This window comes from Acidocella sp. MX-AZ02 (assembly GCF_000306035.1).
Taxonomy (GTDB): Bacteria; Pseudomonadota; Alphaproteobacteria; order Acetobacterales; family Acetobacteraceae; genus Acidocella; species Acidocella facilis.
Window position 1 is genome coordinate 7,637 of the sequence record NZ_JH976210.1, and the last position, 11,098, is coordinate 18,734.

Annotated in this window: 10 protein-coding genes; 2 read left to right on the plus strand and 8 right to left on the minus strand. The window is 67.0% G+C overall.

Going from position 1 to position 11,098, the window contains the following annotated elements; genetic code table 11:
- The 7 genes from MXAZACID_RS14785 to MXAZACID_RS14815 form a co-directional block, all read right to left on the minus strand.
- The coding region (locus tag MXAZACID_RS14785; RefSeq protein WP_008495278.1) for an FGGY-family carbohydrate kinase at positions 1 to 1,179 on the minus strand (1,179 nt) is incomplete at its 3' end.
- Positions 1,176 to 1,508, minus strand: a complete 333-nt coding sequence (gene rhaM, locus MXAZACID_RS14790; RefSeq protein ID WP_008495279.1) for an L-rhamnose mutarotase — start codon at positions 1,506 to 1,508, stop codon at positions 1,176 to 1,178. The genes MXAZACID_RS14785 and rhaM, both read right to left, overlap by 4 nt.
- On the minus strand, positions 1,505 to 2,503 hold the full coding sequence (locus MXAZACID_RS14795; RefSeq protein WP_008495280.1) for an ABC transporter permease: 999 nt from the start codon (positions 2,501 to 2,503) through the stop codon (positions 1,505 to 1,507). The genes rhaM and MXAZACID_RS14795 overlap by 4 nt, the downstream gene beginning before the upstream one ends.
- Positions 2,500 to 3,495 carry an ABC transporter permease gene (locus MXAZACID_RS14800; RefSeq protein ID WP_008495281.1) on the minus strand — a complete coding sequence of 332 codons (996 nt, stop codon included), beginning with the start codon at positions 3,493 to 3,495 and terminating at the stop codon, positions 2,500 to 2,502. Before MXAZACID_RS14800 ends, MXAZACID_RS14795 begins: the two co-directional genes overlap by 4 nt.
- A complete protein-coding gene (locus MXAZACID_RS14805) occupies positions 3,488 to 4,972 on the minus strand; it encodes a sugar ABC transporter ATP-binding protein (RefSeq protein WP_008495282.1) in 1,485 nt (494 codons plus the stop codon). The genes MXAZACID_RS14800 and MXAZACID_RS14805 overlap by 8 nt, the downstream gene beginning before the upstream one ends.
- Positions 4,973 to 5,025: 53 nt before the next feature.
- Entirely contained in the window at positions 5,026 to 6,033 is a 1,008-nt protein-coding gene (rhaS, locus tag MXAZACID_RS14810; protein ID WP_039885562.1) for a rhamnose ABC transporter substrate-binding protein, read from the minus strand.
- A gap of 173 nt (positions 6,034 to 6,206) precedes the next feature.
- Positions 6,207 to 7,022, minus strand: a complete 816-nt coding sequence (locus tag MXAZACID_RS14815) for a DeoR/GlpR family DNA-binding transcription regulator (RefSeq protein ID WP_008495285.1) — start codon at positions 7,020 to 7,022, stop codon at positions 6,207 to 6,209.
- Positions 7,023 to 7,217: 195 nt separating this feature from the next.
- Between MXAZACID_RS14815 and MXAZACID_RS14820 the strand changes: the two genes are divergently transcribed.
- Positions 7,218 to 9,326 (plus strand): bifunctional rhamnulose-1-phosphate aldolase/short-chain dehydrogenase, encoded by a 2,109-nt coding sequence (locus tag MXAZACID_RS14820; RefSeq protein WP_008495286.1) that lies wholly within the window; start codon positions 7,218 to 7,220, stop codon positions 9,324 to 9,326.
- A gap of 5 nt (positions 9,327 to 9,331) precedes the next feature.
- Positions 9,332 to 10,645, plus strand: coding sequence for an L-rhamnose catabolism isomerase (gene rhaI, locus MXAZACID_RS14825; RefSeq protein WP_083878819.1), 1,314 nt, complete (start codon positions 9,332 to 9,334; stop codon positions 10,643 to 10,645).
- Between the two features lie 236 nt (positions 10,646 to 10,881).
- Here rhaI and MXAZACID_RS19810 read toward each other — a convergent pair.
- On the minus strand, positions 10,882 to 11,098 hold a 217-nt coding region (locus tag MXAZACID_RS19810), incomplete at its 5' end, for a hypothetical protein (RefSeq protein ID WP_205619822.1).

Genomic DNA, 11,098 nt, shown 5'->3' on the forward strand with positions numbered 1-11,098 from the left:
AAAGAGCGGGTTGGCGGCGAAGGGGCCGTCGACCAGCACCGGGCCCTGGCCCTGCAGCCGTTCCAGAATGTAATCGGCCATCAGCGCGCAATACAGGCTGGCCAGGGCGGCACGGGCCGGCGGGGAGAGGGCGTCTGCCGCCAGCAGCCGGCCGGCCCGGCCAGGAAACGGGCCGCCCAGGGCAAAGCCGGGCAGCGCCATGGCGCCGGCGGTCAGCATTTCGTCAAGCCCGGCGAGGGTCGGCGGCGTCTCTGTTCCGGCGATGGCGGCATATTCCCGGCCGCCCATGAAGCGGGCGGTGGCGGTGGGCACGCCCAGCGCGTCCACATTGGCCAGCATGTCCGCCGCTTCATCCAGCCCGTCGAGCTTGGCGCCGCTGGCCAGGATGACGCACCAAGTGCCCGAGGATAATACGCAGAACGGCGCCGCCGGCGGTCGCCCGATGCGATGGGCGAGGTAGGAGGCGTTGGAATCATGGATCCCGCAGATCACCTGGCACGTCGCGGGCAAGCCCAGCGATGCGGCCAGCGCTGGGCGCAGCCGGCCGAGCGGGGTGGCGGCGGGGCGCAGCGGAGCGAGCAGCCCCTCCCAGCCCTGGGCGGCTACCAGCCGGGAATATTCGCCCTGTTGCGGCGCCCAGAGATCCGTGTGGCAACCTAGCGAGGTGACCTCCGAAGCGGCCATGCCGCTGAACCGCCAGGACCAGTATTGGGGGTAGGTGAGCAAGCGGCTGGTGCGCGCGAACAGTGCCGGCAATCGCTGCTGCACGAAGAAAATCTGCGCCCCGAGATTGAGCCCGGCCGGCAGGGCGGGGGACAGGGTTTCCGCGAAGGGCGGACGCTGGGCGCGGTAGGCGGGCTGGGTCTGGGTGAAGGCCGGGTCCTCGTAATCGGGGGCGAGCAGCCTGGTGCCGGCGGCGTCGAGCAGCACCATCGCCGCGCCATGGGCGATGGGGACGATGGCGCGCACAGCCTTCCGCCCGGGCATGGTGGCCAGCGTCGCCAGGGCCCAATCCTCGATCCCGGCGACATCCAGCTGGCGGGTGAGCGGGGCCATGTCCGGGGCGGGCAGCGCCGGGCTGGCCCGCTCGGCCGACCAGAGGCAGCTCCCGGCCGCATCCAGCAGCAACAGCTTGGCGTTGGTCTTGCCGATATCCAGGACGACGATAAGCCCGCTCATGGCATGTGGAACATCAGCGCCAGGGGCACGGCGAGGGGCGCATTGTCCGGCCCGGTCTGCATGATGTCGGCCATGTACGCCCACCAGCGCTGCATGACCGCCTGTGCCGGCAGAGCGTCCATGGCATGTTCCGCGCGGCGGCGCAGCACGGCGAACAAGGCATTGCTCTCCGGGTCAAGGAAGATCGAATAATCGCTGATCCCGGCCTCGCGCAGCAAGGTGAGCAGCTCTGGCCAGATCTCGTCATGCCGGCGGCGATATTCAGCCGCCTGGCCCGGCGTGAGGCGCATGCGCCAAGCCACCTGTTCCGGCGTCCCGGCCGCGCTCATCGCCGCCGCCGCGCCGGGCCGAGCTGCGCGGAGAGGGCGACGACCCCCAGCAGCATGCCCCCGGTGATGATGGCCAGCACAATCCCCGGCACGTTGAGCAGCGACAGCCCGAAGGTGACCATGCCGATCAGCAACGCCGCCAGCACCACGCCGATGATGCTGCCTTGCCCGCCATCGATGGCGACGCCGCCGAGGATGACCATGGTGATGACATCAAGCTCCCAGCCCAGCCCCAGCGAGGGGCGGGTTGAGCCCTGGCGCGAGGTGAGCAGGATGGAGGCCAGCCCGGCGCAGGTGCCCAGCAGCACAAACAGGCCGAATTTCGTCCGCCCCACCTGCACCCCGGCGAGCCGTGCCGCCACCGCATTGGCGCCGATGGCATAGATGCGCCGGCCGAGTACGGTGAAATGCAGGACGATGCCAAAGATCACCGCCAGCCCCAGGAACAGCACCAGCTCAAAGGACACCGGCCCCCACACATAGCCCTGGCCGAACCAGGCGAACGCGTTGCTGTAGGATTTGAGCACGCCATCACCCAGAATGGCGTAGGCGATGCCGCGATAGAGGCTGAGCGTGCCGATGGTGGCGACGATGGAGGGGACGCGGAAATAGGTCACCAGCAGGCCATTGCCCGCCCCCGCCAGTGCCCCGGCGAGCAGCCCGGTGAGGCAGACCAGAGCGGTGTTTCCGCCCGCCTGCGCCACCAGCCCCATGAACACCGACGACATGGCCATGGTGCTGCCCACCGAGATGTCGATCTCCCCGGCGATGATCAGCAGCGCCATGGGCAGCGCCATGATCCCGCGCTCGGTGAAATTGAAGCTGGCGTCCGAAAGGGTCCAGGGGTTGAGGAAATACGGCGAGAGCCGTGTGTTGAGGAAGACATCCGCCAGTACGGTCAGGGCCAGCAGGCTCTCCCAGCGGCGCAGCACGCGCCAGGTGAAGCCGCGCCGCGCGGCCACGCCGGGGGTCAGGGAGGTGGGGAGAGATTTCACGATGCGGCCTCCGCCGGTTCGAGGATCTTGCGGCCATGGGTCTTGCGCTGGACGGTGCTGTTGAGGATCACCGCCACGGTGATCACCAGGCCGCTGACGGCGAGTTGGAAGAAGGGCGAGATGCCGACCACCGGCAAGGCGGTTTTGATGATGCCGAGAAACAGCCCGCCCAGCACCACCCCAGCGATGCCGCCAACCCCGCCGGTGATGGAGACGCCGCCGATGACGCAGGCGGCGATCACCTGCAACTCGAACCCGCTGGCCACATCCGTGTAGGCCACGCCGAAGCGCGCCGTCCACAGATACCCGGCCAGGCCAGAGATGGTGCCCGAGAGCAGGAAGGCGAGGCACTGCATCCGCCCGACATCGATCCCCGCATAGGCGGCCGCTTCCGGATTGTTGCCGGCGGCATATAGGTTGCGCCCGGCATTGCTGTAGCGCAGGAACAGCCAGCCGAGCCCGGCCGTGCCAAAGCCGATCCAGCTGAGCATGGACAGGCCGAGCACCGGCAGCCGTACGAAATCCAGAAAGGCGGGCGACATCTGCCCGCTATTCACCCAGGCGCCGCCGGAGACCAGATAGACGCAACCGCGATAGATGGAGAGCGTGCCCAGCGTGACGACGATGGAGGGCAGGCGCAGCCGCCAGACCAGCAGCCCGTTGAACAGCCCCAGCCCCGCCCCCATCGCCAGGGCGATGAGCAGCACCGGCACCACCCCGGCCTGCGGATGCGCGGCATTGAACTGCGCCACCACCATGCCGGTGAGGGCGGCATTGGCCGCGACCGAGAGATCCACCCCCCGGGTGAGCAGCACGAACATCTCACCCACCGCCATCATGATCAGCAGGGCGGTGTCGTCGAGCAGTGACTTCACATTGTCCGGGGCGAGGAACTGCGGGAACAGCAAGGTGACCAGCGCCAGCAGGGCGAGGGTGAGCAGGCCGAGCCCGGCCTCGTGCGGCAGGGGTTTGAGGCGGCCGACTTTACGCATCGGTGGCGGCTTTCACGATGGCTTCGGCGCTGGCCTGCGCCCGGTTGAAACTGGCGCGTAGGCGGCCGCGGCGCATCACCAGGATGCGGTCCGCCAGCCCCAGCACCTCCGGCAGTTCGGATGAAACCATGATGATGCCAAGGCCCTTTTCCACCATCTCGGCCATCAGCCGGTAAACCGCGGTCTTGGCGCCGATATCGATGCCCTTGGTCGGCTCATCCAGGATCAGCACCGAGGGGCCGGTGGCCAGCCATTTGCCGATCACCACTTTTTGCTGGTTGCCGCCGGAGAGTTCCTCCAGGCGCTGCCCGACCCCGGCGGTCTTGATCTGTAATTGCCGGACATAGGTCTGCGCCAGGCTGTCCTCATCACGCCGGCGGATGAAGCCGCGGTGCGAAAGATGCGCGAGCGAGGGCAGGGCGACATTGCGGGCGATGGAGGCACCGAGGATGCCGCCCTGGACCTGCCGGTCCTCCGGCACATAGGCGATGCCGGCCTGGATGGCGGCTTGCGGGGTGGCGGCGTGCAACCGCGCCCCGGCCAGTGTCACCTGCCCCTGGTCAGGGCGGGTGATGCCCGCCAGCGCCTGCATCACCTCGCTGCGCCCGGCGCCGACCAGCCCGTACACGCCAAGGATCTCGCCGCGATGCAGGTTGAAGCTGATATCCGCGAACTCGCTGCCGCGCCCCAGCCCCTCGACCCGGAACAGCTCCGCGCCGATCTCGATTTCTGCCTTGGGATAGGCTTGCTGCACGGCGCGCCCGACCATCATCGCGATCAGCCGGTCGCGATCGACCTCGCTGATCAGCCCCTGGCCGACGGCATGGCCGTCGCGGAACACCGCATAGCGGTCCGCCAGGGCGAAGATTTCCTCGAATTTATGGCTGATGAACAGGATGGCGCGCCCGGCCCGTTTCAGCCGCTCGACGATGACGAACAGTTCCTCCACCTCGCGGTGCGAGAGGGCCGCGGTGGGCTCGTCCATGATCACCACCCGGGCCTCGTTGGACAGTGCCCTGGCGATCTGCACCAAGTGCTTCTGCGCCACGCTGAGCTGGCGCATGGGCGTGCGCGGGTCGATGCGCGGATCCAGCTCCGCCAGGATCAGCCGGGCGCGTTCGCGCATCCGGGTCCAGTCGATAAAGCCGTGGCGGCGCGGGCGGTCGGTGATGAAGATGTTCTCGGCGACGGACAGATCATCGAACACCACCGCTTCCTGGTGGATGGCGCCGATGCCAAGCCGCCCGGCCTGGTCGGCCGAACCGATATGGACCGGCGCGCCTTGCAGGCGCACCTCCCCGGCATCGGCCTGATGAACGCCGGTGAGGATTTTCACCAGCGTCGATTTGCCAGCACCGTTCTCGCCGATCAGCGCGGTGACTTCACCGGGATAGAGCGCGAGATCGACGCCGCACAGCGCCTGCACGCCGGCGAAGGATTTGCTGATGCCCGACAGGCTGAGCAGGGGGATGGTCATAAGGCTGGCTCTCTCCGGCTGAGGCGGCGGGGCAAGGCCCCGCCGCGCCGCGATCAGAAGATCTTGGCGAAGGCCTCGACGTTGGATTTGTCGTAGGTGAAGGGCGCGGCCATGGCGCCGACGCCATCCGCGCCGAAGCTGATGCTGCCCATGCGGCCGATGGGCAATGTAGCGCCTGGGCCGCGGGCCCCCTTGACCAGATCCACTGCGACATAAATCGTGGTGTAGCCGAGGTCGATGGGATTCCAGATGGCGAAATCACGGATCGAGCCGGCTTGCACATGGCCGGCGCATTCGGAGGGCAGGCCCAGACCGGTGACATAGACCTTGCCGACCTTGCCGGCATCCTCCACCGCCTTGGCGGCGGCGACGATGCCGACCGAGGTGGGCGCCACGATGACCTTCAGCTGCGGATATTTCTGCAACAGCGCGGTGGTCTGGCGGTAGCTGTCATCCGCGAGGTCGTTGCCGTAAACCGTGGCGACGAGCTGCAGGCCGGGATAATTCCCAAGCTGTGCCTTCATCACATCGATCCAGGCATTCTGGTTGGTGGCGGTGGGGGTGGCGGAGAGAATGGCGATCTGACCCTTGCCGTCGGGCGCGTTCTGCGCCGCCAGCTTGTCCAGGGCCGCGCCGATCAGGGCGTTGGAGGAGGGGGCGACATGCACGATACGCCCGGCCTGGTCGATGCCGCTGTCATATGAGATGACCTTGATCCCGCGCTGCATGGCGCGCTTGCAGATCGGCACCAACGCGTCCGGGTCGTTCGCGGAGATGGCGATGGCATCGACATGCTGGTCGATCAGTGACTGGATCACGTTGATCTGCCCGGCGGCGCTGGTGGTGGTGGGACCGGTGAAGATCACCTTGACATCGCCGAGCTGCGCGGCGGCCTGCTGGGCGCCCTTGTCCACCGCCACGAAAAAGCCGTTGCCGAGTGATTTGGCAACCAGCCCGACACGGATTTCCCCGGCCGCCCGGGCGCTGCGCCCAAGCCCCGCGGTGAGCGTGGCCGCACCCGCGAAGAGCGCGCCGCTCCTGATCAATTGACGCCTTTGCATCCTTGGTTCTCCCTTGTTTTTGATTCAGCTTGAGGCTCTAATTTTGGTATTAGCGAGCAATTTCTTGTGTTTATCTTGATGCTGGCGCGTCACTCCAAACACATATCGCTCTCGTCCGTCCGCGGGGTTGTTCCGGGCCGGGGTGGCTTCTCCCCCGATCACGGCGCCCGCCTTCACGCAACGTCCTGCAATCCTCCCGCCTGTGCCTGCAGCGGCTCAGGGTCGACGACAATGGTTTCAACCCCGGCGGCGCGCAGCATGTCGAGCTCCTCGGCGGTGGCGCCGCGATCAGTGATCACCGTGGTGATGCGCGACAGTGGGGCAACGATCATCGAGGAGCGTTGGCGCAGCTTGCGGCTGTCGGCCAGCACCACCAGCGTCTCCGCGCATCCCAGCAGCGACATCAGCGATTGCGCGATCAGCGGATCGGTCTCCATCAGCCCGAAGCCGTTCAGCCCATGGCAGCCGGTGAACAGCAGGCGACCGCAGAAATGCTTCATCATGTCGTGGCCGAAGGGGCTGAGCACGATGTTCTGCTGGGGATAGATGGTGCCGCCGGGGATGGTCACGCGCAGCTTGGGGCTGCGCATCAGCGAAGCCGCGAGGGGGAAGGAGTTGGTCAGCACATCGAGCCGCCGCTCCGCCAGGAACCCGGCCAGGCGATAGGTGGTGGTGCCGCCGTTGATGACGACGCTGTCGCCATCCTCCAGCATGGCGGCGGCGGCTTTGGCGATGGCCTGTTTTTCCGCCAGAGCCACCGGCTCCTCGGCGCTGAAATGCGCGGCGCCGAGTTGCGGCTGGTGGCGCGGGCGCAGCGCCTCCGCCCCGCCGCGCACACGGCGCAGCTCGCCGCGATCGGCCATCGCTCCAATATCACGCCGGATCGTCGCCTCCGAGGCGCCGAGCAGCTCGACAAGGTCGGCCACGGCGACGACGGAACGATCCTCGACGAGTTTGCGGATCAGGTGGTGGCGCTCACGTTCGAGCATCCGGGGCGTCCTCATTGGTTGTTTCTGCAAGAAAACGCCGGTTTTTGATAGTCGTCAAGCAAAATCGCGCATATTGCAACGCAATATTAATCGAATTTGGTTGATTGTGATCGTTTCGTGTTCTAGGAAAGGCTATCGCCCCTCAAAATGACGCAAGACGCCAGGGGGCACCAAGCGGCCGCACGGGAGGAACCAATGGACGCCATCACGTCACCATCTTTGCTTGAGACTCGCTGGGACGAGGCGCATGCGGCAACGCTGACGCCGGCGGCGCTGCTCGTCTATCGCTCCAATCTGCTGGGCGCGGACAAGCGCATCACCAATTACGGCGGCGGCAACACCTCCTCGAAAATCGAGATGGCGGATCCGCTGACCGGCGCCCCGGTCCAGGTGCTGTGGGTCAAGGGCTCGGGCGGCGATATAGGCAGCATCACGCAGGATGGCTTCGCCACGCTGTACATGGACAAGCTGCACGCGCTGCGCGGGATCTATCACGGCCCGGCGCAGGAGGATGCGATGGTGGGGCTGTATAATCACTGCACCTTCAACCTTAACCCGCGTGCCACCTCCATCGATACGCCGCTGCACGCCTTCATCGACCGCCCGCATGTGGACCATGTGCATCCGGATGCGATCATCGCCATCGCCGCGGCGGCGCAAGGCGAGGCGCTGACACAGGAGATTTTTGGTGACGAGATCGGCTGGCTGCCCTGGCGGCGGCCGGGGTTCGAGCTGGGGCTATGGCTGCGGCGCTTTGCCGAGACGCACCCGCAGGCCAAAGGCGTGGTGCTGGGCGCGCACGGGCTGTTCACCTGGGGTGACACGCAGAAAGAGTGCTATGAGACGACGCTGGCGGTGATCAACCGCGCCATCAGCTTTCTGGCAGCGCGGGCGCAAGGGCGCGCCGCCTTTGGGGGGGTGCGCGTGCAGCCGGCTCCCGCGCCCACGCGCCGCGCCGTGGCCGCGACGCTGATGCCGGTGATCCGCGGGCTGATCAGCCAGGAGGGGCCGCGCAAGGTCGGGCATTTCGATGACGCGCCCGAGGTGCTTGAATTTGTCGGCAGTCACGCGCTGGACAGTCTGGCGCCGCTGGGCACCTCCTGCCCGGACCATTTCCTGCGCACCAAGATCGCGCCGCTGGTGCTGGCGTTCGATCCGGCGACGCAGCAGGCGGCGGATTTGCTGCCCGGCCTGGAGGACGCGCTAGCCGCCTACCGCGCTGGCTACGCCGCCTACTACCAACGCTGCAAACACCCCGACAGCCCGGCGATGCGCGATCCCAACCCCGTGGTCTATCTCATCCCCGGCATCGGCATGCTCACCTTTGCCGCCGACAAGGCCACGGCACGGATTTCCGGCGAGTTCTACCGCAACGCCATCAATGTGATGCGCGGCGCCAGCACGGTTTCCGAATATCGCGGCCTGCCCGAGCAGGAGGCGTTCAACATCGAATACTGGCTGCTTGAGGAGGCGAAGCTGCAGCGCCTGCCAAGGCCGCGCGCGCTGGCCGGGCGCATCGCCTTCATCACCGGCGGGGCCGGAGGCATCGGCGCGGCCACCGCGCGGCGGCTGCTGCAGGATGGTGCCTGCGTGGTGCTGTGCGATATCGACCGCGAGGCGCTGGAGGGCACGCGTGCGGCGCTGGCCAAATCCCATGGCGCCGACCAAGTGGCGGCGGTGTGGGCGGATGTGACGCGCGAGGAGGCGCTGGCCGCCGCCTTCACGGAAACCGCCCTGGCCTTTGGCGGGTTGGATATCTGTGTGTGCAATGCCGGCATCGCCTCCGCGGCGCCGCTGGAGGAGACCAGCCTGGCGCTGTGGCAGAAGAATATCGACATACTCGCCACCGGCTATTTCCTGACCTCGCGCGAGGCCTATCGGATGCTGCTCACCCAGAAGCTGGGCGGTTCGATCATCATGGTGGCGAGCAAGAACGCACTTGTCGCCTCGCCGGGGGCGGCGGCCTATTGCACGGCCAAGGCCTCAGAGCTGCATCTCTCGCGCTGCTTGGCACTGGAGGGGGCGCCGCACGGCATCCGCGCCAACGTGGTCAACCCGGATGCGGTGCTGCGCGGCAGCCGCATCTGGCAGGGCGATTGGGGGGAGCAGCGCGCGGCTTCTTACCAGAAGGCTTCGCTGGAGGAGCTGGACGATGTCTATCGCCAGCGCTCGCTGCTCAAACGCAGCGTCTACCCGGAGGATATCGCCGAGGGCATCGCCTTCTTCGCCTCAGAGATCTCCGCCAAATCCACCGGCAACATCCTGAATGTCGATGCCGGCAACGCCAACGCTTTCACCCGGTGAACCAGATGGACAAGTTCGTGACACCGCAACTGGACCAGGCGGCGCTGGCCGCGCAGAATGCGCCCTTGCTGGCGGCCCTGCAGGAGGATTACGAGGCGCTGGGCCGGGGGCTGGCGCGGCGCGGGATCGATATCGAGGCGGTCACCCGCGCCGTGGCCAGCTTTGGCGTGGCCACGCCGAGCTGGGCGGTGGGCACCGGGGGCACCCGCTTTGCCCGCTTCCCCATGCCCGGCGAGCCGCGCAACGTGTTCGACAAGCTGGAGGATTGCGCGGTGATCCACCGCCTCACCGCCGCCACGCCGACCGTCTCGCTGCATTTCCCATGGGATGAGGTGAGTGACGTGGCGGCCCTGAAGGAGCACGCCGCGGCCTTGGGGCTGGGTTTTGATGCCGTGAATTCCAACACGTTTCAGGACCACCCGGGCAATCCGGCGCATCCTCTCTCCTACAAGTTCGGCAGCCTCACCCATGCGGATGCGGCGGTGCGCGCGCAGGCGGTGGCGCACAACATCGCCTGCGCCGCGCTGGGGGCCAAACTGGGCGCCCGGGCGCTGACCATCTGGGTCGGCGATGGCGCGAATTTCCCCGGCCAGCAGGATTTCACCGCCGCGTTCGAGCGTTATATCGAGAGCGTGCAGGCGGTGTATGGCGCGCTGCCGGCGGATTTCGCGCTGTTCCTCGAACACAAGATGTACGAGCCGGCCTTCTATGCCACGGTGATCCAGGATTGGGGATCTTCCCTGCTGGCCGCGCAGGCGGTGGGCGAGCGCTGCCTGTGCCTGGTTGATCTGGGGCATCACGCGCCGAATGTGAATATCGAAATGATCGTCGCCCGGCTCGTGCATGCGCGCAAACTGGCGGGGTTTCACTTCAACGATTCCAAATATGGCGATGACGACCTGGATGCCGGGGCGATCGACCCGTACCGGCTGTTCCTGGTGTTCAACGAGCTGGTCGGCGCCCAGGCGCGTCAGGCGCCGGGGTTCGCGCCGGCTTATATGCTCGACCAATCGCACAACGTGACCGACCCGATCGAAAGCCTGATCACCAGCGCCATCGAGGTGCAGCGGGCCTTTGCCCAGGCATTGCTGGTGGACCGCGCCGCGCTGGCCGGCTTCCAGGCGCAGAATGACGCGCTGATGGCCAGCCAGACGCTCAAGCGCGCCTTCCTGACGGATGTGCAGCCGATCCTGGGCATGGCCCGTGCCCGCGCCGGCGCGGCGATCGAGCCGTTGAGCGCCTACCGGGCGAGCGGTTACCGCGCCGCGGTGGCGCGCATCCGCCCGGCCAAGGCGGGGGGCGGTGGCGGCATCGTGTAAGCAAAGACCGGGCGTGCGCGCGGCGCGCGCCCCTGATGTGCAGATTGCCTGCCCGACAAAATCGCCGGCCGCCACCGGCCTCACCGCCAGGGATTCCTCGAACTGTGGGCAAGCGGCTTTTCGCACAATACGGCCCTGTTGGCTTCTTGATCGGCGCTTCCGGAATTGGCCCGCTTATGCGGGGGGGGGGGGAGGCCCTGTGTCGGATAAAAGCCGCCGGTTAGAGCAACATCCGATCAAACGGATTCGTTTGATCGGATAAATCGTCTTTCCTCTGCACTCTGAACTGCGGCAAATAGCCGTTGCAGCGCCAGGCTATCTTGCAAAACATGGGGTTCCGCAACATCCGAGGGATCTTCGCGAGCATCTCTGCATTTGTTTCCGGTGGCCAGGGCACGCCACATTCTGATCTCATGGCCGGACCTGAACCGCGCGGCGGCGATGGTGCTGGAC